Source organism: Streptomyces sp. NPDC051987, assembly GCF_040680735.1.
Lineage (GTDB): Bacteria > Actinomycetota > Actinomycetes > Streptomycetales > Streptomycetaceae > Streptomyces.
Window position 1 is genome coordinate 18,290 of sequence record NZ_JBFAXI010000035.1, and the last position, 21,397, is coordinate 39,686.

At 72.6% G+C, this 21,397-nt stretch carries 14 protein-coding genes and 1 pseudogene; 8 read left to right on the top strand and 7 right to left on the bottom strand.

Translation table 11 applies throughout. The features are described 5' to 3' along the window. Positions 1-30: 30 nt before the first annotated feature. Positions 31-708 carry an HdeD family acid-resistance protein gene (locus AB0M11_RS20285; protein ID WP_365707298.1) on the top strand — a complete coding sequence of 226 codons (678 nt, stop codon included), beginning with the start codon at positions 31-33 and terminating at the stop codon, positions 706-708. A 178-nt stretch (positions 709-886) separates the two neighbouring features. After that, a pseudogene (locus AB0M11_RS20290) lies at positions 887-1,840 on the top strand (diacylglycerol kinase family protein); the annotation flags it as partial. 145 nt (positions 1,841-1,985) lie between these two features. On the opposite strand, the gene AB0M11_RS20295 reads toward AB0M11_RS20290, so the two are convergent. Next, the gene (locus tag AB0M11_RS20295; RefSeq protein ID WP_365707300.1) at positions 1,986-4,139 is read right to left on the bottom strand and encodes a GAF domain-containing SpoIIE family protein phosphatase; all 2,154 of its coding nucleotides are present in this window, start codon (positions 4,137-4,139) and stop codon (positions 1,986-1,988) included. A 277-nt stretch (positions 4,140-4,416) separates the two neighbouring features. Between AB0M11_RS20295 and AB0M11_RS20300 the strand changes: the two genes are divergently transcribed. Together AB0M11_RS20300 and AB0M11_RS20305 are read left to right on the top strand one after the other, a co-directional pair. Continuing rightward, positions 4,417-6,852, top strand: coding sequence for a SpoIIE family protein phosphatase (locus tag AB0M11_RS20300; RefSeq protein ID WP_365707302.1), 2,436 nt, complete (start codon positions 4,417-4,419; stop codon positions 6,850-6,852). Between the two features lie 20 nt (positions 6,853-6,872). Further along, a complete protein-coding gene (locus AB0M11_RS20305) occupies positions 6,873-9,296 on the top strand; it encodes a SpoIIE family protein phosphatase (protein ID WP_365707304.1) in 2,424 nt (807 codons plus the stop codon). Positions 9,297-9,303: 7 nt separating this feature from the next. On the opposite strand, the gene AB0M11_RS20310 is transcribed toward AB0M11_RS20305, so the two are convergent. The 5 genes from AB0M11_RS20310 to AB0M11_RS20330 all read right to left on the bottom strand — a co-directional run bounded on the left by AB0M11_RS20310 (position 9,304) and on the right by AB0M11_RS20330 (position 14,159). Further along, a complete protein-coding gene (locus AB0M11_RS20310) occupies positions 9,304-10,350 on the bottom strand; it encodes an NAD(P)-dependent alcohol dehydrogenase (protein ID WP_365707306.1) in 1,047 nt (348 codons plus the stop codon). Positions 10,351-10,374: 24 nt separating this feature from the next. Further along, entirely contained in the window at positions 10,375-11,643 is a 1,269-nt protein-coding gene (locus AB0M11_RS20315) for a cytochrome P450 (protein ID WP_365707308.1), read from the bottom strand. Between the two features lie 60 nt (positions 11,644-11,703). Then, entirely contained in the window at positions 11,704-13,107 is a 1,404-nt protein-coding gene (locus tag AB0M11_RS20320) for an FAD-dependent oxidoreductase (protein WP_365707310.1), read from the bottom strand. Continuing rightward, entirely contained in the window at positions 13,104-13,322 is a 219-nt protein-coding gene (locus tag AB0M11_RS20325) for a ferredoxin (RefSeq protein ID WP_365707312.1), read from the bottom strand. The genes AB0M11_RS20320 and AB0M11_RS20325 overlap by 4 nt, the downstream gene beginning before the upstream one ends. A gap of 201 nt (positions 13,323-13,523) precedes the next feature. Continuing rightward, positions 13,524-14,159: a TetR/AcrR family transcriptional regulator gene (locus AB0M11_RS20330; RefSeq protein WP_365707314.1), complete on the bottom strand. Its 636-nt coding sequence runs from the start codon at positions 14,157-14,159 to the stop codon at positions 13,524-13,526. A 137-nt stretch (positions 14,160-14,296) separates the two neighbouring features. Between AB0M11_RS20330 and AB0M11_RS20335 the strand changes: the two genes are divergently transcribed. The 4 genes from AB0M11_RS20335 to AB0M11_RS20350 are packed head-to-tail and all read left to right on the top strand — an operon-like array spanning position 14,297 to position 20,011. Further along, complete coding sequence (locus AB0M11_RS20335; protein WP_365707316.1) at positions 14,297-15,442, top strand: VOC family protein; 1,146 nt, start codon at positions 14,297-14,299, stop codon at positions 15,440-15,442. Beyond that, entirely contained in the window at positions 15,439-16,377 is a 939-nt protein-coding gene (locus AB0M11_RS20340; protein ID WP_365707318.1) for a fumarylacetoacetate hydrolase family protein, read from the top strand. Before AB0M11_RS20335 ends, AB0M11_RS20340 begins: the two co-directional genes overlap by 4 nt. Continuing rightward, positions 16,374-17,996, top strand: a complete 1,623-nt coding sequence (locus AB0M11_RS20345) for a bifunctional 3-(3-hydroxy-phenyl)propionate/3-hydroxycinnamic acid hydroxylase (RefSeq protein WP_365707320.1) — start codon at positions 16,374-16,376, stop codon at positions 17,994-17,996. The genes AB0M11_RS20340 and AB0M11_RS20345 overlap by 4 nt, the downstream gene beginning before the upstream one ends. Beyond that, positions 17,993-20,011: an acetoacetate--CoA ligase gene (locus AB0M11_RS20350; protein WP_365707322.1), complete on the top strand. Its 2,019-nt coding sequence runs from the start codon at positions 17,993-17,995 to the stop codon at positions 20,009-20,011. Before AB0M11_RS20345 ends, AB0M11_RS20350 begins: the two co-directional genes overlap by 4 nt. 447 nt (positions 20,012-20,458) lie before the next feature. Here AB0M11_RS20350 and AB0M11_RS20355 read toward each other — a convergent pair whose 3' ends face one another. Then, the gene (locus AB0M11_RS20355; protein ID WP_365707324.1) at positions 20,459-21,046 is read right to left on the bottom strand and encodes a TetR/AcrR family transcriptional regulator; all 588 of its coding nucleotides are present in this window, start codon (positions 21,044-21,046) and stop codon (positions 20,459-20,461) included. Positions 21,047-21,397: the final 351 nt, after the last annotated feature.

Consider the following 21,397-nt stretch of genomic DNA (forward strand, 5'->3'; position numbering starts at 1 on the left):
CCACGCTGCTCTTCTGAGGAGGCAGGTGCCATGACATCTCCTTCCGCATCCCCGACCCCGCCATCCGCGCCCGGCGCCGAGTCGCGTGAGGCTCCCCTGGCCGGAGGGATGGCAGCCCTGGCGAACATGGGCTGGCAGATCCTGCTCACCATGGGCGTCGCGACCATCGCCCTGGGCGTCGTCGCCCTGGTGTGGCCGGGCGCGACGCTGCGGGTCGTCGGCGTGCTCTTCGGCGTCTATCTGCTGGTCACCGGCGTCTTCGAGCTGGCCGCCGCCTTCGGGGCGCACGTCCCGGGGCACCTGCGGGTCCTGCACTTCGTCACGGGTGCGCTCTCGGTCCTGCTGGGGCTGCTCTGCTTCCGCGGCACCCTGGAGTCGATTCTGCTGCTGGCCCTGTGGATCGGGTTCAGCTGGCTGCTCCGGGGCACCTTGGAGACGGCCGCGGCAGCCTCCGCGCCCGACATGCCGGCGCGCGGCTGGCACGTGGCCTTCGGTGTCATCGGTGCTCTGGCGGGCATCGTGATGATCGTCATGCCGTTCGCCTCGATCGCGACACTCACCCTGGTCGTAGGCGTCATGGCCATCGTCGTGGGGCTGACGGAGGTGGTGCGCGCCGTCAGGACGCGGGTCGAGATCGGCCGTTCGGCTCCGGCCTCGGTCGCCCAGCGCCGCTCGGCGTTCCACACCCGCCCGCACCCGCAGCACTGAACCGCGGACGAGTGGCTTGCGCGCCACCCGGCCGGCCTGAACAGTGTCCGTGGCCCCCCGCGCGGGGCGGCCCCCGCGCCGGACCGCGAGGCGATGACCGAACGTGCGGACGCGGTGCACGACGACGCGCGTTGGAGGAGTCGTGGAGCACTCGGCGGCGGCCCCGGCGCCCGCGGTGCGGCAGCCGTATCTGATCGTGAACCCGCGGTCCGGGGGAGGAAAGGCGGAGCGGTTCGGGATCGCGGAGAAGGCCGCCGCCTCGGGGGCCCAGGTCCTCGTGGTCGATCCGGCCCGGCCCCAGGATCTGGCGGCCGTCGCACGACGCGCGGTCGAGGACGGCGCCGACCTGCTGGGTGTGGCCGCAGGAGACGGCACCCAGGCGCTGGTCGCCGGCGTGGCCGCGGAGAGCGGTGTTCCGTTCCTGGTCGTTCCCGCCGGTACCCGCAACCACTTCGCGATGGACCTCGGCCTTGACCGTGCGGATCCCTCGGCCGCCCTGGAGGCGCTCACCGACGGTGTCGAGCTGCGCGTGGATCTCGGCCATGCGGGCGAGCGGGTGTTCGTCAACAACGTGTCGTTCGGTGCGTATGCGGCCCTGGTGCAGGATCCGGCCTATCGGGAGGACAAGCTCGGGACGGCGGCTCGGATCCTCCCGGACTTCCTGGCCCGCCACCAGGGTCCGGAACTCGTGGTCCGGGCCGGGCTGATCACGGTGGAGGGGCCGGACGCGGTGCTGGTGAGCAACAACCCCTACCAGACGGACGATCCCGCCGGACTGGGCAGACGGCCGCGGTTGGACTCCGGTCTCCTGGGCGTACTGGCCGCCAGGGCGGAGACCCCGGCGGAAACGGCCGCTCGGCTGCTCAGCGGGGTGTCGCGCGGCCTGACCCACCTCGCCACGCCGGACGAGGTCGTCGTCCACGCCGACGTCCCGTTCGTCCCCGTCGGGTTGGACGGCGAGGCCCTCACCCTGCCGACTCCCGTTCGCTGCCGGATCAGCGCCGGTGCGCTGGTGGTCCGGGTCCCCCGCCATCGGCCGGGGGGCCCGCCCGCTCGGTCGCCGGGCCGGTCCGCCATCGGGCGTCTGGCCGAGGCGGCGAGCCGGGTCGTCCACCGCCCTCCCGCATCCTGATCACGGCGTCTCTCCCCCAGCCCTCAGCCGCCCCCGGCGTCCGCCCCACGTCGGCGCCCGTCCCACGTCGGCGCACGCCCCGCCTCGGAGCGCCTCACCTCGACGCACGCCCCGCCTCGACGCACGCCCCTCCTCGGCGTCCGCCTCAGCATGCCCTCAGCAGCAGCAGAGCGGTGTCGTCGGCGCGATCGCCCGACGGCTGGGCGTGGGCGAGAAGCGTCTCGGCGATGTCGTCCAGCGGGCCGGTGGCCTTGGCGAGCACCTCCGCGAGCTCGGTGAGGGCGGCCTCGAAGTCGGTGCCGGGGGTTTCGACGAGTCCGTCGGTGTAGAGGGCCAGGAGTGTGCCGGGGAGCAGCGGGACGTCGACGGTCGGGTACTCCGCCGTGGGGTCGACGCCCAGCAGCGGCCCTGGCGGTGCCGCCACGATGGCGGTGTGCAGGTCGGGGTGGCGCAGCAGGGGCGGGCAGTGGCCCGCGGTGGCCACCTGGGCGACGTGGTGGACCGGATCGATGTGCGCGTACAGGCAGCTGGCGAGCAGGCCCGGGTCGAGGGCGTCGAACAAGTGGTTGGTACGGGCCAGGACCTCGCCCGAGCTCGCGCCCGCCACGGCGTAGGCGTGGACCGCGGTGCGCACCTCGCCCATCAGGCCGGCCGCGCCGACCCCGTGGCCCTGGACATCCCCGATGACGGCGGCGGCCTCGGTGTCCGACAGGCGGATGAGGTCGTAGAAGTCGCCGCCCACCTCCATGCCGTGGCCGGCGGGCAGATAACGGGCGGCCACGTCCAGGCCGTGCATCGTCGGCAGGGTGCGGGGCAGCAGGCCGGCCTGCAGCCCCTCCGCCAGCTGGTGCGTGGCGTCGTACTGCCGTGCGCGGTCCAGGGCCTGGGAGATCAGGGCGCCGATGGCCGTGAGGGTGGCGCGTTCCTGCAGCGTGAAGGAGCGGGCCTGCCGGTAGCCGACCACGCAGACCCCGAAGTACTGTCCGGAGGCCATGAGCGGCAGCCAGGCCCAGGCGCCCAGACCGTCGTCGAGGGAGGCGCTCTCGGGGTATATCGCACGCAGCTCGTCCCGGTCGGCGATGAAGGACGGCACCCCCTGGGCCAGTCCCCAGGGCGGTGCCCCCGTGGTCAGCCCGGGAAGCGGGAGGTCGGAGGCGAGGGGGGCGTGGTCGACGAGGCTGACCAGTTCCTGACTGAAGCCGTGCTGGCCGACCACCCGTACCCGGCCCGCCTCCGCCACCAGGAAGGCGAAGGCCTGCGCGTCCAACGCGACCAGCAGGTGGTCGGCCACCAGCTCCACGACCTCGTCGGCGGAAGCGGCCGCGGCCAGGCCGCCGGAGAGCTGCATCATGTGGTAGTGGGCGTCCAGGCCGACGGGGCCGGGCACCTGCCCGGAACCGACGGCCAGTTCGTCGGGGCTGCGCGCGGTGCCGGCCGGGGCGGAGATGCGCAGGCTCACACCGGTGCGGTCCGGGTACAGCTGGAGCAGCAGTTCTCTGCCGTCACGGGGCCGCTTCACCGTGTAGGAGGTCGGGAGCTGGCTCGCGAGTGCGGCCTGGTAGCGCAGCCGGTACGGCGCGGGAGCCAGCCACGGCACCGCTTCCCAGAGGCGGGCGCCCAGCAGGTGGGGGATGCTCTCGCACAGCAGGTCGGCCCCGGTCCGGTCGACGAACCTGATCCGCCCCCGCACGTCGGCGCGGCACGCGCCCTCGGGAAGAGCGGCTACGAAGTCCGCCGCCCCCTGCGGGGAAGCCGGTACCGAGGGATGCGCGGGCGCGGGCGGCAGGAGACGCGCGGCCAGTCCCGGCTGCACGCGGTGCCCGGCCTCGGTGGCGTCCTGCAGCAGCAGGGCCATGCAGCGGGCCGCGGTGGTCAGACGTTCCCGCGCGCCCGCGTCCGCCGCCGGTGATCTCTGGGAGAACAGCACCAGCAGGACTCCCCACACACGCGGGCCGGCCAGGAGCGGGGCCGCCGCGACGGCCCCCACGAACGGGAAGGTCAGCGCCAGCCGGGGATAGCGGCGGGCGAACTCCTCACCGGAACCGATCCACACCAGACGCCGCTGACGTATCGCTTCGGGAACGGGGCCTTCGGCCACGGTGGTCACCCGGATGCGTCGCAGCAGGCTGACGAACCCCGTGGGCATCGCGAGGCTCGCGTCCAGCACCAGGACCTCGCCGCCGGCTTCGAGCAGAAAGAGCGCCCCCGCGTGCGCACCCGTCCCGACCACCGTCCGGGCCAGAACCTGATCCAGCAGCTCCTGGACGGCAGCGGTTCGCAGGTCCTTGCCATGAGCCATCCGCTGCGCTCGCTTCGCGGGTCGTGCGCCTCCGTTCAGGATAGGCCCGCGGCGGTGAGCCGCTCACCGCGGGACGCCGCAGGTCTGACGACTTCGTCGCGCCGACGACCGCGACCGGCCGTCCCGCATGCCTGATCGTTAGATCCATTTTGCCATTCCCTTGACGATGAAGCGGTCATCAATGATGCTTTCATCAGACAAAGCCCAACATGTCCGCTATGTCGCATCAGAACGGATGGCAATGAGGGAAACCCATCAGTCCGGAATCGCTCAGCCGGTGAACCCGAGCGAGGCACCCGACGCGGCGATAGCCATGCTCGACGCGGAAGGGACGGTGGTCGGGTGGACGCAGGCCGCCCAGCAGTTGGTCGGGTACTCGGCCGGAGAGATGGTGGGCCGGTCGGCGGCACAGGTAATGCCGTCCTCCGGCGGCGCTCTCCGGGCCACGGCGCTGGCCGAACAGTGCCGTGCCCAGGGCGGCTGGTCCGGCACCATGACGGTCCGCCACCGGGACGGTCACGTGCTCACCCTGGCCCTGCGGGTCTCGTTGCTGCGGGGAGAGAGCGAAAGCCTGCGCTGGCTCGTGTCCGTGACCGGCATAGGCGCGCTCTCCTCGGCAGCGACGGACGGATCGCTGCGCGAGTCCCTGCTCGCCCACGCACCGATCGGCATCGTCGTCCGCGACCCGCAGCTGCGCTGCACATGGGTGAACGACGCGATGGAACTCCAGGACGGCATTCCCCGTGACCGACGGCTCGGCAGCCGTCTGAAGAACACGCTGCCCGGGTTCGAGGCCGAAGCGCTCGAGGTGGTGATGCGGCACGTGCTGGAGAGCGGCATCACCATGGTCCACGAGTACCGGGCGTGGCCGCCGACCGACCGGCGCCGGGAGCACGTCTACTCGGCCTCGTTCTTCTGTCTCCAGGACGCGGACGGCAGGCCGTCGGCGGTGTGCAGCATGAGCGTCGACGTCACCGGCAACCGGCGGGCGCGCGAGCGTCTCGCCATCCTCAGCGAAGCCAGCACCCGCATCGGCAGCACCCTCGACGTCATGCAGACCAGCCAGGAGCTGGCCGAGCTCACCGTGCCCCTGCTGGCCGACCACGCCCTCGTCGACCTGGTGGAGTCGGTTCCGTTCGCCCTGCAGCCCGGACGGATCGGGGCGGCGAACGGCCGCCCTCCCGTGCTGCGCCGGGCCGGTCTGGCCTCCGTCGACCTCGGTGTCCTCGAACTGCCCTGGGTCCGCGAAGAGGTGATCGACGTCCACCCGGCCTCGCCGTTCGCCGCCGCGCTGCGCACCGGCAGGTCGCACCTCGTACCGTCGCTGGACGCGGACACCCAGCTCAGCCCCTGGGTCCATCACGACCCGGCGCGGGGGCAGATGGTCCGGGACAGCGGGATCCACTCCCTGATGGTCGTCCCCATCCGTGCGCGGCGCTGCGTGCTGGGACTGGCGCTGTTCGGCCGCTCCGAGGAGCCGACGCCGTTCCAGGAGGACGACCTGCTGCTCGCCGAGGAGCTCGTGACCCGGGCCGCGCTCTGCCTGGACAACGCGCTCCAGTACGCGCGCGAACGCGCCGCCGCCCTCACGCTCCAGCGCGACCTGCTTCCCCACCGGGTCCGGGGCGGCGCCGCCGTCGAGGTGGCCTCGCGCTACGTACCGGCCGACATGGACCACGGCGTAGGGGGTGACTGGTTCGATGTGATCGAGCTGTCCGGCGCCCGCGTGGCCCTCGTCGTCGGCGATGTGGTCGGACACGGGATCCACGCCGCGGCGACCATGGGCAGGCTGCGCACCGCCCTGCGCACGCTCGCCCACCTGGACCTGCCCCCGGAACAACTCCTGGCACACCTCGACGACACGGTCCGGCGGCTGAACGAGGAGAGCGAGGACGACGCCGACGACCCGGAACCGGTCCCCTCGGTCGTGGGCGCCACCTGCCTGTACGCCGTCTACGACCCGGTCACCCGGCGGTGCACGATGGCTCGGGCCGGTCACCCGCCGCCCGCGGTCATCGACCCCCGGGGCGGGGTCACCTTCCCGGACATGCCCGCCGGTGCCCCGCTCGGACTCGGCCTCGGGGCGCTCGCCTTCGAGTCGGTGGAACACGAACTGCCCGAGGGGAGTGTGCTCGCCTTCTACACCGACGGCCTGGTCGAGTCCCGCGACGACGACCTCGACGCAGGCATGCGGCGCCTGAGCGCATGCCTGGCCCGGTCCGACCGGTCCCTGGAGGACCTGTGCTCGGAGGTGGTCGAGACCTTGCCGGCCCGGACCCACTTTGACGACGTCACCCTGCTCCTCGCCCGGACCCGTGGACTCCAGCCCGCGTGGGTCGCGTCGTGGGACCTGCCGAACGAACTGACCTCCGTCCGCACCGCCCGGCACCTGACCCGACGTCAGCTCAGGGCGTGGGGGATGGACCAACTCGTCGGCACCGTGGAGCTGATCGTCAGCGAACTGGTCACCAACGCCGTCCGGTACGGCGGTGGGCCGATCCGCCTGCGGCTCCTCCAGCACTCCATCCTGACCTGTGAGGTCACCGACACCAGCACCAGCCAGCCACACCCGCGCCACCCTCGCACCCTCGACGAGGGCGGCCGGGGTCTCATGCTCGTCGCTCAGCTCTCCCGCAGGTGGGGCTCCCGCACCGTATCGGGCGGCAAGGTCGTCTGGTCCGAACAGGACCTGCCCGCAGGCGCGATCGCCTGAGCCGCCGAAGGAGGTACGACATGACGGACGACAACGCTGTGAGCGATTTCGACTCCGCGAGCGACATCCCGGGAAGGACAGGCCTGGCCGATGCCGGGCCCGGCGGCGGCCCGCAGGCGTTCGAGTGCGCGCCGGCCGCCGTGCTGGACGACCGGGGCACGGTGCTCCGGTGGACCCGGGCGGCGCAGGAGCTGACGGGGTTCACCGCCGACGAGGTCTGCGGGCGCCCCGTACGGGAACTGGTGGCCGGACTCCCCGACGAGCCGTACCGGGCCGCGGAGATACCGGCGTCCGGGCGGGTAAGCCTGTGGCACCGGTCCGGCGAGACGGTCGAAGTCACGTTCCGGACCTCCGCCGTGGCGGGCCCCGCGGAGTACCTGGTGCTGGTGGCGCCGGCACACCACGCCGTCCACCACGAGCAGGGCGCCGCGCTCCTGCGCGCGCTCTCCGCGCACGACCGGGTCACGATCGCTCTGCACGACACGGACCTGACCACGGTGCAGACGAACGCCGCACCGGGCGCTCCCGACGGCCGTCTCCGGCCCGGCACCCGGCTGCACGACGTGCTCTGCGCCGAGGACGCCGACACCCTGGAGGCGGTACTGCGCCAGGTGATCGAGACGGGCACCCCGGTGATCCGCCGGACCCAGCACGTGCGCCGCCGGCAGGATCCGGCGCTTCGGCGGCCCCTGTCGCTGTCCGCCTTCCGCCTGGAGGACCCGCGAGGACGCCCCACCGGAGTCGCGGCCCTCTACATCGAGATCCTCGACCAGCTGGAGGAACGACGTCATCTGCTTCTCTCCCGCGAGGTCGCCGAGCGGGTCGGGGGATCCCTGGACGTCGTGCGGACCGCGCGAGACCTGGCCGATCTCCTCGTCCCCGGCTTCGGGGACCTGGCCGCGGTCGACCTCGCGCACTCGGTGTTCGGCGGGGAGGAACCCGCCAGGCAACCGGGCGGCGGAGACATGCGCAACGCGGCCCTCGCCCCGGCCACCTTGGCCTGGCCGGCCGGCATCAAGCCGGGCGGCCTCGTCCCGCCCCTGCCCGACCACCCCTTCCTGCACCGCGTCCGGCAGGGCGAGACGGTCGTCCTCGGCCTCGACGAGTTCGCCGCCGTGACCGGCGATCCGCGACTGCTGGAGTACCTCGTCCCGCGCGACGCGCATTCGGTGATGGTGGCACCGTTGCACGCCCGCGGCCTCACGCTCGGCGTCATATCGCTCTGGCGCTGCGGCCGGTCCGCACCGTTCACCGAGGACGAGGCGCAGCTCCTGACGCTCCTCGCCTCCAGGGGCGCGCTCGCCGTCGACAACGCCCGCCGTCACGTGCGCGAGCACCGGGCGGCAGTGGCGCTGCAGCAGCGCCTTCTCCCCCCGGCCACGACCGACACGTCGGCGGCCGAGACCGCCGGGGTCTACCTGCCCGCGGGCGGCGGAGCACAGATCCGCGGCGACTGGTACGACGCCATCGCTCTGCCCTCCCTGCGACTGGCCCTCGTCGCCGGGGACGTGATCGGTCACGGCATGCCCGCGATCGCCACCATGGGCCGGCTGCGCACCGCCATCCAGACCCTCGCCGACCTCGAACTCGAACCGGACGAGATGCTCACCCGGCTCGCGGACCTGGTCCAGCGCCTCGTGGCCGAGGCCCCGCCCGACGACCACGACGTCGTCGGCGCCACCTGCCTGTACGCGGTGTACGACCCGGTCACCCGACGCTGCGCCGTCGCCAGCGCCGGGCACCCTCCGCCCGTCCTGCTCCGGCCCGACGGGACCGCGGAGGCCGTCCGGATCTCTCCCGGGCCGCCCCTCGCTCTCAGCGGCATGCCGTACGAGACCACCACGATCGAGCTGGAGCCGGGCAGCGTCCTCGCGCTGTGCACCGACGGCCTGATCGAGCGGGGCGACCGCGACCTCGACCAGGGGCTCCGGTACCTGGTGGACGCGCTCTCCGCCTCCTGCCGTCCGGACCGCGCGCTGCACGAGACCGGCCGAGCCCTCCTCGCCAGTCTCCGGAACCAGCCGCGGCGCGACGACGCGGCCCTGCTGCTGGCCCGTACCCGCGCGGTACCGGCGACGAACGTCGCCCGCTGGCAGATCCCGGCCGACCCGGCCGCCGTCTCACAGGCCCGGGAGTGGACCGCTCGCCGACTCACCGCGTGGGGACTGGACGACCTCGTCTTCACCACCGAGGTCATCGTCAGCGAACTGGTGACCAACGCCATGCGCTACGGCCGTCCGCCGGCGGAGCTGCGACTGATCCGCCACGACGTCCTGGTCTGCGAGGTCACCGACTCCAGCAGCACCCAGCCCCGACTACGGCGTGCCCGCATGAGCGACGAGGGCGGACGCGGCCTCTTCCTGGTCGCTCAACTCGGCGCGCGCTGGGGCTGCCGCCATGGCCAGAACGGCAAGACGATCTGGTCCGAGCAGCTCATCCGGTGACCCCTGGTCACCCGTGCGGGGTGATGACAGCGCGTCCCTGGATCTTGCCCGTGCGCAGGAGCTGGTAGGCCTCAGGGGCGCGCTCCAGGGGGAAGTGCTCGACCAGCAGCCTGACCTTCTGCTGCTGGGCGAGGGTGACGACGTCCATCAGCTCGGGGATCGAACCCCAGTACGGGGCGGCCACCGCGCACTCGTGCGGCGGACTGGCGAAGTCGACGGGCAGGGCGCCGCCGCCGAGCCCGACGACGGTCAGGTGGCCGAGCACTCTCGCCACCTGGGCGGCCATCCGCAGCGTCGGGTCCAGGCCGACCATGTCCAGCACGAGTTCGGCGCCGTGCTGCCCGGTCATGTCCCGGATGCGGGTGACCGCCTGGTCGCCCGAGAGCAGCGTCTCGTCCGCGCCCATGCGCCGGGCGGTGTCGAGCTTGCCGGCGTCGGTGTCCACGGCGACGATCGTGGTCGCCGAGCTGAGCGCTCGAAGGAGTTGGACGGCCATCTGCCCGAGACCGCCCGCCCCGATGACCACCGCGGTCGAGCCGGGCCCCAGCAGATGCAGCGACCGTCTGACGGCGTGGTAGCTGGTCAGCCCGGCGTCGCTGAGCGGGGCCGCCTGGCGGGGATCGAGGGTGCCGAGCGGTATCAGGAAGCGTGACGACGGCACCAGCAGGTACTCGGCCATGCCGCCGTCGTACCCGCCTCCCAGGCCGCCGCCCTGACCGCCGCTCGTCCGGCAGTAGTTCTCGCGCCCCTCCCGGCAGTCGGCGCACAGTCCGCAGCCCCAGGGACCGTAGACGATCACGGCGTCTCCGGGCGCGAATCCGGTGACGCCCGGCCCCGCTCTCTCCACCCATCCCGCGTTCTCGTGGCCGAGAGTGAACGGCAGTGGGGTGGTGAAGGCGGGCGGGGGACCGGGTGCGTCCATGATGTGCAGATCGGAGTGGCACGCACCGGCACCGCCGACCTTCACCAGGACCTGTCCGGGCCCGGGCTCGGGTACCGGGACGTCGCGCAGCTCCGGCGGTTCACCCCATTCGACGAGTTGCACGGCCCGCATGGCGATCCTTCGCATACGTCGGGGTCAGTCGCGGACGCCGTCGATGTCGACCAGGAGGTGACGCGGTCCGCGGAAGATCTGGTTGTGGCGGTACGGGGGCGGGTCCTCGACGAGCCGAGGGTTCTCCACACGGCGGACGAACTCGCTGACCGCGACCTGGACCTCGAGCCGCGCGAGCGGCGCGCCGAAGCAGAAGTGGATGCCCTGGCTGAACCCCACGTGCTGGTTGTCGGGACGCTCGAGGTCGAGCCGGTCGGGGTCGGGGAAGCGTTCCGGGTCGCGGTTGGCCGAGCCGTACACCAGGAAGATCGGCGCGCCCTTCGGGATGGTGGTACCGGCGATGTCGATGTCCTCCCGGGCGGAGCGGGTGTGCCAGAACTGGACCGACGACTCGAAACGCAGCAGTTCCTCGACCCCGGGCACGATCAGCTCGGGCCGGCGGCGCAGCTTCTCCAGCGTCTCCGGGTGCCGCAGCAGGGTCAGCACGCTGTGGGCGATGAGGTTGACCGTGGTCTCGTGCCCGGCGAAGATCAACAGCAGGGCGTTGCTCGCCAGTACGCCCTTGGACATGTGCCCTTCCGCGCCGTCCTCGTTCATCAGCGCCGAGAGCATGCCGGGGCCGGGCTGCTGCGCGTACCGGTCGAGCAACTCCTCGGCGAACCGCTCGAAGTCCTGCACGGCCTGGCGACCGCCCGCCAGCCGGCTCCGGATCTCCTCGGAGGCGGCTTCCGGCCCGAAGTCCAGGGCGTCCAGGGCCGTTTCGATCCACTGGTGGAAGCGCGCCTCGTCCTCCACCGGCACACCCAGGACCTTGCAGATCACGGTCACCGGCAGGGGGTAGGCGAACTCGTCGACGGCGTCGATGCGGGTCTTGCCCCGCATGGCGTCCAGCAGGCCGCCGGTGAGACGGCGGATCTCGGGCTCCAGGCCGGAGATCCGGTCGGGGGAGTGGGGCGGGCCGACGAAGTGAGGCATCATCATGTGGCGGTCCCGGTCGTGCTCGGGCGGATCGCACGTGATGATGTTCGGCTCCAGGGAGATGACGGCCTCCTTGATCGGCTCGGCCCCCGGGTGCCCGGAGCCCTCGGCCGGCTCCGGTGCGGGATGCTTCCTGGGATCCGAACTCACCCTCGGGTCGTGCAGGAGAGAGACGATCTCCCGGTAGGTGCTGACGACGTAGGTGCCGTCCGGCTGCCGTGACACGGGTGTCTTGCGCAGTTCCTCGTAGAACGGGTACGGGTTTGCGCGGTTGGCGTAGCGGAGGGCCTGCTGCCAGGGGGTTTCCTCGGTCATGAGGCTTCCCTCTCTCTTCCGGTCGGTCTGTCCGCCTGCACGCTCGGCCCGGCGGTCGCGTCAGCGGCGCCGAGGACGGAACTCGGCCCTCCGCTCGCTCGGGTCGTGGCCGGTCAGGACGACGTCGGGGACCGCCCCGGGGGCGCCGCGTTCGGGGAACTCGGCCGGCATCGGCTTCATGTCGGTCGGCCGGTCCCAGCCCGGGGGCGGAGGCGGGAACGGGGCCGACCGCTGGATCAGGTCTCCGTAGTACTCCAGCCACTTGCCCTGGTCGAAGGCGACGGCGGCGACGGTGCGGCCCCGGTGACCGTAGGCGGCCGCGAAGCAACGCTTCTCGACGGATCCCTGGGTGAAGACGATCTCCTCGCCGAAGGGGGGCACGCCGACGGACTTGATGTTGACGCCGAACTGACCGGACCAGAAGCCGGGCAGCAGCAGATGCGGGTAGTAGTGCGGCTCCAGGTTCACCATGTTGTGGGCCGCGACCTCGGCGCCCAGGACGGCGTTGTCCCAGTGCTCCATCGCGAGGAACTGGTACTCGTAGAGCACGTGCGGCGCCCGCGCGACGTCACCCGCCACGTAGACGCTGTCGGTGACCACGCCGTTGATGTCGAAGGCACGCCCGCCGGCGTCGCACCCGACTCCCCAGACGCCGGCCGCCAGCCCGGAGCCCTCCAGCCATTCCACGTTGCGGATCGACCCCAGGGAGGCCACCACCACGTCGGCGTCGACGGTGGCTCCGTCCGACAGCCGCGCGCTCCGCACGTGTCCTGCCGAATCGCCCTCCAGCGCCGACACACCCAGCCCGCAGCGCAGGTCCACGCCGTGATCGCGCTGCATCTGCGCGGCGATCTCCCCGATCACCCCGCCGAGCGCGCCGACCAGCGGCGCCGCACCGCGCTCGACGACGGTCACCGGGATGTCCAGCTCGCGGCAGACCGAGGCCACCTCGGAGCCGATGAACCCGGCGCCGATGACAAGGACCCGTGACGGTGACTCGGCCAGCTCCTTCTGCAACTGTGCGGCGTCGTCGCGCGTGCGAATCGTGTGGACCCCGTGCAGGGCGGCCTCGGCCGGGTTCGGCCACTGTCGCGCGCGGGTGCCCGTGGCGATCAGCAGCCGGTCGTAGGGGATCCGCTCGCCGTCGGCCAGGAGCACCTGCCTGGTGGTCCGGTCCAGCCCGGTGGCCGCGACCCCGAGCCGCCAGTCGGCCTCCACTTCTCGCATGCGGGGCAGCGTCGTGTGGTCGGCAGGCACCCAGCCCTTGAGCACCTGCTTGGAGAGCGGGGGACGGTCGTAGGGCTCGTACGGCTCGTCACCGATGACGGTCAGAGGCCCCGTGAAGCCCTCTTCGCGCAGGGTTTCGGCGGCCCGCAGGCCCGCCAGGGAGGCGCCGACGATGACGATCCGGCCGTTCGCTCGGAAATCGCGCACCAGCTCCGCGACCGCTTCCCGCACGGTCATGACTCCGCGCTCCGCTCCGCACCGTGGAGACGGTCGAGCTTGATCGCCTGCACCGGGCACGCCGCCGCGGCCCGCTGCACCTCCAGGCGCCGCTCGTCATCAGGGTTCGGGTCGTAGGTGAGTGCCTCCTGCCCGCTCATCCTGAAGACGTCGTGCGCCAAGTACACGCACTGCGCGTAGCCTTGACATCGGTTCAGGTCCACGACGATCCGCATGGGCAGACTCCTTCCGGCGGTTGCCGGACCTTCCGCCGGGCAACCAGCTGGACAACTCGTCCGTCCCCCGCCCGGGGCACCGGCTCAGGCCGCGCAGATCCGATCGTGCTTGCCGCAAGGACGGTGCCGGCACGCGCAATGCGCCGGACTTTGCCCCATAAAAGGGATTATTCTTTCGGCTTCCCCTGATCGCAAACCCGGTCAGCCGAGGTCGGGCAGCGGGCGCCGGGTGACCTCGTGCGCCTCGTCGGCCGGGATGCCGATCATGCGCAGGACCATGGCGGCCAGGTCCGACGCGGCCTCGTCCCCGTCGAGGTCGGGGCGGGCGAGCCGGAGCGCCACGAGGGACATGAGGGTGCCGCCCACGGCGGACAGCGCGGTGGTCGCGTCGACGGAGTCGAAGCGCCCCGAGGCGATGCCGATCTCCAGGTCCCGCAGCGCTCGCGGGCCCAGGCCGCGGTCGGAGTGGATATAGGCCAGACCGCGGTCACGCAGGATGCGGGTGAGTTCGGGGTGGGAGTCGGCCATCCTGGCGGTGAGCCGGAATCCGACCGCGATGAGCTCGGCCGGATCGTCGATCCCCGTCACGCGCTCGTCGATGAGCTGGCCGAACTCCTCCAGGGCGTCCGTCACCGCGGCGTCGAACAGCTCCGTCTTGGACTCGAAGTGGTTGTAGAAGGAGCCGAAACCGACATCGGCGCGCTCGGCGATGGCCTGGATGCTGGCGCTGGTGTCCCCGGTCTCCGCCAGGATCTGCCGGGCCGCCCGGACCAGCGCCTGGCGGGTTTCGGCGCGGCGCCGTTCGAAGCGGTTCCTGGGCGGGGCTGACGTCGGCATGCCGCGAGTGTAACAACCGTGGCGACGAGTGTGCCATTACTGATGAGATCCTCAATTCTTGAGGTGCAACCTATTGACGATGAGGTTCGGCAATGCTGATGATTTCCTCATTACAGCAGTGTTGCTTGGAGGACACCATGTCCCACACCTCCGTTAACGAGGCCGATACGCCGACGCCCCACCAGGACCTCCACAGCGAGCAGGGGGCCCTGCGCGGCGAACATCCCGGCCGGTCCCGGAACCCCGTGATCAAGGTGGCGGACCTGGCCTGGCTGGAGTTCGAGAAGCCGGACCTGGCGCGGGCCGAGACGTTCGCGCGCGACTTCGGCTTCGCCGTCGCCGCCCGCACCGAGCAGGCACTGTGGCTGCGCGGCACCTTCGCGGGCCCGCCCTGCATGGTCATCCGGCGCGGGCGCGCGTCCCGGTTCGTCGGGCCGGTCTTCCGCGCGGCCGACCGGACCGATCTCGACCGGCTGGCCGCCGCCACCGGGAGCACCGTCCGGGACAGCGACGTGCCGGGGGGCGGGAGGTCGGTCTCCCTGCTCGACCCCGCCGGCCTCCCGGTCCGCGTCGTGCACTGCGGCGAGCCGCTGGCCGCGCTGCCCGAACAGACGCCGCTGGTGCTGAACTTCGGTACGGAGCACCGTCGTACCAACTCCACCCAGCGCCCCCCGCGCGAGCCGTCGCGCATTCAGCGCCTCGGTCACGTGGTGCTGGAGACCCGGTCGTTCGTCCGCACCCTGGACTGGTACCTGGACACCCTCGGCATGATCGTGTCCGACTTCCTGTTCCTCGACGGGCAGCGCGAGCGCGGCCCGACCATGGCCTTCATCCGCTGCGACCAGGGCAGTGCGGCGGTCGACCACCACACGCTCGCCCTGCACCTGGGGCCCGGCACCGGATACGTCCACTCCGCCTACCAGGTCACCGACCTCGACTCGATCGCGGCCGGCGGCGAGTACCTGGCCGAGCGCGGATACCGGCGCAGCTGGGGGATCGGCCGGCACATCCAGGGCAGCCAGCTCTTCGACTACTGGCGCGACCCCGACCGCTTCATGCTGGAGCACTTCGCCGACGGCGACCTGTTCTCCTGCGACCTCGAACCCGGGTGGGCGCCGATGTCGGCGAGCGGACTGGCCCAGTGGGGGCCGCCCGTCACCCGCGACTTCCTGGGCGCGAGCCCGTCCCCCGCCAAGCTCCGCGAGGTCATGACCGCGCTGCGCGGTGACAACGAACTCGACCCCGCCCGCCTGCTGGGCCTGATGAAAGCGATGAGCTCATGAGCACCAACGTCCTGCGCACCACCGACGGCTGGTGGGCCGTCCGAGACGAGCGGGCCGTCCGCGTCGAGACCGAGGCCGTGACCACCGCGGAACTGCTCGCCGACCGCGACGCGGTCCGCGCGGCGGCCGCCGCCACCGACAGCGGCACACCCGTCGTCGACCTCGTCCCGCTGCCCCCGGTCACCACCCCCTGCCGGGTGGTGGCCCAGATGGTCAACTACCGCAGCCACGCCAAGGACTCGGGCTTCACCGGCGACATCCCGCCCACCTTCTTCCGCAAGGCGTCCGGCTCGGTCAGCGGCCCGCACGACACGATCGTCCGCCCCGCGCACGTGAACTTCCTCGACTACGAGGTGGAACTCGGCCTCGTCATGGGTGCGCCCCTGCCGGTGGGCACCGTCGTCGAGGAGGAGGACCTGCCCCGTTACGTCGCCGGGCTCGTCCTGACCAACGACGTCAGCGCCCGTGACGTCCAGCTGACCAAGACCCAGTTCTACGAGAGCAAGTCCTACCCGACCTTCACCCCGACGGGCCCCTACCTGGCCCTGCTGGAGCCCGAGGACTTCGCCCACCTGTTGAACCTGCGGCTGCGGCTCGACGTCAACGGCGTACCGCGTCAGGACCGCACGCTCGCCGACATGATCGTACGGCCCGCGCAGGCGCTCACCCTGCTCGCCCGCTTCCAGGCCCTCGATCCCGGCGACCTGCTGCTCACCGGCACTCCCGGCGGCACCGCCCTGAAGGCTCCGCCCGCGCCGGTCGCGAAGATCAGCGCGCTGCTGCCGCCCGCGGTGCGGTGGAAGGCGTTCTTCAAGGGCCAGGCCAAGAACCCCAGGTACCTGCGCGACGGCGACCTCGTCACCGCCACCATCGCGACCCCGGACGGGCGGCTCGACCTCGGTGAGCAGCGCACGGCCGTGGCGGACGCGAAGTGAGCGCCGAGGCCCGGAGGCCGGTGGTGATCATCGGCGCGGGACCGGTCGGGGTCACGGCCGCGCTCCTGCTCGCCCGGCACGGGGTGCCCAGCCTGCTCCTCGAACGCCACCGGGACGTCTACCCCCTGCCGCGCGCCGTCGTCGCGGACGACGAGATCTGCCGGATCCTGCAGAGCGTCGGCATCCACGAGGAGTTCGCGGCCGTCTCGCGCCCGGCGCCGGGACTGCGGCTGCTGGATCCCCGGCGCCGCCTGATCACGGAGTTCCCGCGGTCGCTGACGGGCCACCACGGTTTCGCGCAGACCAACATGTTCGACCAGCCCGAGCTGGAACGCCTGCTGCGGGGCGCCCTGGCGCGCCGGCCCGAGTGCGAGCTGTGGGGCGGCGTCGAGGCGGTGTCCGTCACGCAGGACACCGACGGGACCGCCCCGGTCCGGGTGACCTTCCGCCGCGAAGGAAGCGACGAGGAGGAACACCTCTGGGCCGACGCCGTCCTCGGCTGCGACGGCGCCGGCAGCATCACCCGGGAGGCCGTCGGCGCCGTCTGGGAGGACCTGCACTTCGAGGAGAGCTGGCGGGTCATCGACGTGCGCACCGGCCGCCGGGTGCACAGCTGGGACGGCGCCGAGCAGATCTGCTGCGCCACCCGCCCGGCCACCTACATGCGGGTCGGCGAGGACCGCTACCGCTGGGAGTTCCGGCTGGACGACGACGAGCGCCTGGACGGCGCGCAGGGGCGCGAGCGGCTGCGCGAGCTGGTCGCCCCCTGGGTGGATCTTCCGTCCGGCGCCGCGGGATACGACGACTTCGAGGTGATCCGGCAGGCGCAGTACACCTTCCGGGCCCGCCTCGCCGACCGGTGGCGCCGGGGACGGGTCTTCCTGCTGGGCGACGCCGCGCACCTGACCCCGCCCTTCGTCGGGCAGGGACTGTGCGCGGGCCTGCGCGACGCCTACAACCTCACCTGGAAACTCGCCCGTGTCCTCCGGCAGGGCTCGGACGAACGGCTGCTGGACACCTACGAGCAGGAGCGCAAGCCGCACGCACGCCACCTGATCCGCGTCGCGGTCGCCGTCGGCTGGGCCATGACCGGCGGCCAGGACCGCGGTGCGGCCATCCGCCGGGCCGTCGTGGGCACGGCCTGCCGCATCCCCGGCGCGACCGCAGCGGTGAGCCGCGACCTCAGCCCCGCGCTGACCGCAGGCCCCCTCGTCCGGCGGCGCCCCCGGCTCGCCGGCCGCGCGCTGGCCGGAACCTTCTGCCCGCAGCCCTGGGTACGCCACGACGGCGGGACGGTCCGCCTCGACGACGTCCTCGGGAACTCCTTCGCCGTCCTGACGGCCGTACCGCCGACACCCCGGATGACGGCCCTGGCCACCGCACTGGGCGCACCCCCGATCCACGTCGACGACCTCGGCGACGACGGCACACTGGCCGCCTGGCTGGCGCGCGGCCGGGCGGACGCCGCCCTGCTCCGTCCCGACCGCGTCGTGATGGACACCGTCCCCGCCGGCACCGGCGACTTCACCGGCACCGCCGCCTGGGCGCCCCTGCTGCACACGGGCCGCCGCACGCCTGATGCCTGGACCGTTCCCCCGCCGAGGAGCTCCACCCCATGACCATCCCGCACCCCACGCCGTACCCGTCCCCCTTCTTCACCCCCGACCCCCAGACGGCCGCCCACAGCCGCATCGCGGACTTCGCCCGGTGGGCCGCACGCCGCCGGGGCGCCGAAGGAGGCCACGAGCCCACCGACTACGCGGCCCTGCACCGCTGGTCCGTCACCGACCTGGAAGGATTCTGGGCCGCGGTGTGGGAGTACTTCGACGTCGACGCCACCACTGGTTACGAGCGGGTGCTGGCCGAGGAGACCATGCCCGGCGCCCGCTGGTTCCCCGGCGCCACCCTCAACTACGCCCACCACGCACTGCGCAACCTGCACCCGGACGCGCCCGCGATCACCGCGCTGGACGAGACCGGCGCCGGCTACGAGATCACGGGCCGGGAGCTGCGCGCCCGGGTCGCCTCCGTGGCAGCCACTCTGCGCGACCTGGGCGTCGGCCAGGGCGACCGGGTGGTCGGCTACCTGCCCAACACCCCCCACGCCGTCATCGCCTTCCTCGCCACGGCCAGCCTGGGCGCGATCTGGTCGGTGTGCGGCCAGGACTACGCGCCCAAGGCCGCCGCCGACCGCTTCGCCCAGCTCGAACCGGCCGTGCTCGTCACCGCGGACGGCTACCTCTTCAACGGGACCGCGCACGACCGCCGTTCCGCCTCGCTCGAACTGGCCGCCGCCCTGCCGACGCTGCGGGGCACGGTGCTCGTGGACCACGTGGGCCTTGCCCGGCCCGAGGACGGACTCCCGGGGGTGGTGGTGCCCTGGGAGGAAGCGGCCGGCCGCACCGAGTACCTCGCCATCACCCCGGTGCCCTTCGACCACCCGCTGTGGATCGTCTTCTCCTCCGGGACCACCGGCCTGCCCAAGGGCATCGTCCACGGGCACGGCGGCGTCCTGCTCGAACACCTCAAGATCCTCGGCCTGCACTGCGACCTGGGCGTCGGGGACCGCCTGCTGTGGTACACCACCACCCACTGGATGATGTGGAACCTGGTCGTCTCCACCCTGCTGACCGGCGCCACCACCTGCACCTACGACGGCAGCCCGGCGCCGGTGGCGCGCCCGGACGTCCTGTGGGAGCTGGCGGCCCGCCACCGGGTCACCGTCTTCGGCACCAGCCCCCAGTACCTGCTGGCCATGGCCAAGCTCGGCGTCGAACCCGCCGCGCACGACCTGTCCGCCGTCCGCGTCATCGGCTGCACCGGCTCCGCCCTGCCCGCCTCCGCCTATTCCTGGGTCCGCGACCACGTCGGCGCCGGCAGCCAGCTGGCCTCCACCAGCGGCGGCACCGACGTCGTCTCGGGCTTCGCCGGCAGCGCGCCCACGACCCCCGTGTGGGCCGGGGAGCTGTCCGCCCCCAACCTGGGCGTGGCACTGGCCGCCTACGACACCGAGGGCACGCCGGTGCGCGACCAGGTCGGAGAACTCGTCGTCACCCGGCCCATGCCGTCCATGCCGCTGTACTTCTGGAACGACCCCGACGGCAGCCGCTACCGCGACGCCTACTTCACCGCCTACCCGGGCGTGTGGCGGCACGGCGACTGGATCACCCACACCTCCCACGGCTCGGTCGTCGTCCACGGCCGCTCCGACGCCACCCTCAACCGCAACGGCGTCCGCCTCGGCAGTGCCGACATCCACGACATCGTCGAACGCCTCCCCGAGGTCACCGAGGCCCTCGTCGTCGGCGCGGAGGAACCCGACGGCGGCTACTGGATGCCGCTCTTCGTGGTCCTCGCCGACGGGACCGTCCTGGACGACGCCCTGCGCGAGCGGATCCGCGGCGCGATCCGCACCGGCGCCTCACCCCGCCACGTCCCCGACGAGATCCTCGCCGTACCGGCCCTCCCGCACACGAAGACCGGCAAGAAACTCGAGGTGCCCGTCAAGCGCCTCCTCCAGGGCACCGCCGTCGAGCAGGTCATCCACCCCGGAGCCGTCGACAACCCCGAACTGATCGGCTATTTCGCCCGGTTGGGCGCGGAGCGCAGCAGGAGGTTCACCGACCGCACCTGACCGCCCCGAGGCTGCCCCGCGTGCCCGTCGAGCCCGCCGTCGCCTGGGGCTGACGGGGACGGCCTCCGCGTGGTCCGCTTCTCTGTGAGACGATTTGACTCATAGTTTGGTTGTGGGGCGGCCCGTCTCATAGAGGGTTCGCGGGAGTGCGGATCCGCTTCCTGGTCGACGCGCCTGCCGCGGTACGCGTGTGCAGGCCTTTTCCTGGAGGACGCGGGGCGGTCAGCGGTGGATCGCGGGCCCTCCCTCGGGAGAGGGTCGGCCGACGGGTGGGCGGCCGCGACCGACGAGCGGGCCCCATCGCCGGCGTGGCAGCCGTGCCGCGCGCCGAGGTGCCCGCCACCGGCCCCACCGTGCCCACAACCTGCCTGCCGACCGCCGTGTCGAGATCACGTCGCCGGTGGCGTCGGGCCCGGTCCGGCCGACCCGGGGAGCCGGGTCCCCGGACTAGGACCAGCCCCGCAGGGCCGCATCCACGACGGCCTCCACGGTGTCACGGCCGAGGCGGTTACCGGCGAGAAAGCGCTCGAAGAACAGCGGGCCCGCGGTTGCCATGGCAAACGTCTGCGGCGTGACGTCGGGCCGGAGCCGGCCGCGCCGGACGGCCTCGGCGACGGCCGGAGCGAGCGCGTCGGCGATCTGCCTCAGCAGCGACTCGCGCAGCCGCCGCATACCCTCGTCATGCCGTGAGCCGCCGAGAACCGCGGCAAGGACGGCGCCCGCCTGCTCGTCGTCCCACCGCTCGGCGAGCACACCCAGACGGTGCACGAACTCCGCACGCGGCTCGTCGCCCGACACGGCCCGCAGTTCCTCGGGCATCGGAGGCAGGGGCGGCATGCCGGCTTCCAGCGCGCCCAGGCGGAGGTCGAGGAGGGTGCGCCAGTGCCGGTAGACGGTGGCCCTGCCCACGCCGGCACGCGCGGCGACCGCTTGGTGCGTCACGGCCTCCAGCCCGCCTTCCGCGAGCAACGCGGTGGCCGCCGCGACCATGGCTTCTCGACTGCGCAGCAGGCGCGGATCGGTTCTGTCGGCCACCCTTCTGTTCCCTCCTCTTGGATAGAGCAGCCTCCAGCGTACTATGGGACATTACGTCTCAAAGGAGTGGTGGGTGACCGCGGCACGGCCCCGCGTTCAGGAGAAGCGGGCCGGGCGCCGCCCAGCCGCCTGGGCGCCAGATGGACCGGTTGACCGCCGTCAGTCGGCATCGAGGCCGCTCGACTGGGCCATTGGCACAGTCGCGGGCTCGACAGTTGAGCCAATGGGCCCAGGGGTGCTTATCTGTGTCCCATCCACTGATGCGCGGCGCCGCGGAGCGCCGGACGGCGACGAGGCCGGATCCGGACCGCGGTGCCTTCGTCGTGTCCGCTCGCCGTCCACCACCCCGGA

What these genes read in the sequence shown, in the direction of transcription:
- AB0M11_RS20295 (WP_365707300.1), bottom strand. Translation starts at nt 4,139, where the DNA reads ATGGCTCATGGCAAGGACCTGCGAACCGCTGCCGTCCAGGAGCTGCTG.
- AB0M11_RS20310 (WP_365707306.1), bottom strand. Translation starts at nt 10,350, where the DNA reads ATGCGGGCCGTGCAACTCGTCGAATGGGGTGAACCGCCGGAGCTGCGC.
- AB0M11_RS20325 (WP_365707312.1), bottom strand. Translation starts at nt 13,322, where the DNA reads ATGCGGATCGTCGTGGACCTGAACCGATGTCAAGGCTACGCGCAGTGC.
- AB0M11_RS20315 (WP_365707308.1), bottom strand. Translation starts at nt 11,643, where the DNA reads ATGACCGAGGAAACCCCCTGGCAGCAGGCCCTCCGCTACGCCAACCGC.
- AB0M11_RS20335 (WP_365707316.1), top strand. Translation starts at nt 14,297, where the DNA reads ATGTCCCACACCTCCGTTAACGAGGCCGATACGCCGACGCCCCACCAG.
- AB0M11_RS20350 (WP_365707322.1), top strand. Translation starts at nt 17,993, where the DNA reads ATGACCATCCCGCACCCCACGCCGTACCCGTCCCCCTTCTTCACCCCC.
- AB0M11_RS20320 (WP_365707310.1), bottom strand. Translation starts at nt 13,107, where the DNA reads ATGACCGTGCGGGAAGCGGTCGCGGAGCTGGTGCGCGATTTCCGAGCG.
- AB0M11_RS20330 (WP_365707314.1), bottom strand. Translation starts at nt 14,159, where the DNA reads ATGCCGACGTCAGCCCCGCCCAGGAACCGCTTCGAACGGCGCCGCGCC.
- AB0M11_RS20340 (WP_365707318.1), top strand. Translation starts at nt 15,439, where the DNA reads ATGAGCACCAACGTCCTGCGCACCACCGACGGCTGGTGGGCCGTCCGA.
- AB0M11_RS20285 (WP_365707298.1), top strand. Translation starts at nt 31, where the DNA reads ATGACATCTCCTTCCGCATCCCCGACCCCGCCATCCGCGCCCGGCGCC.
- AB0M11_RS20305 (WP_365707304.1), top strand. Translation starts at nt 6,873, where the DNA reads ATGACGGACGACAACGCTGTGAGCGATTTCGACTCCGCGAGCGACATC.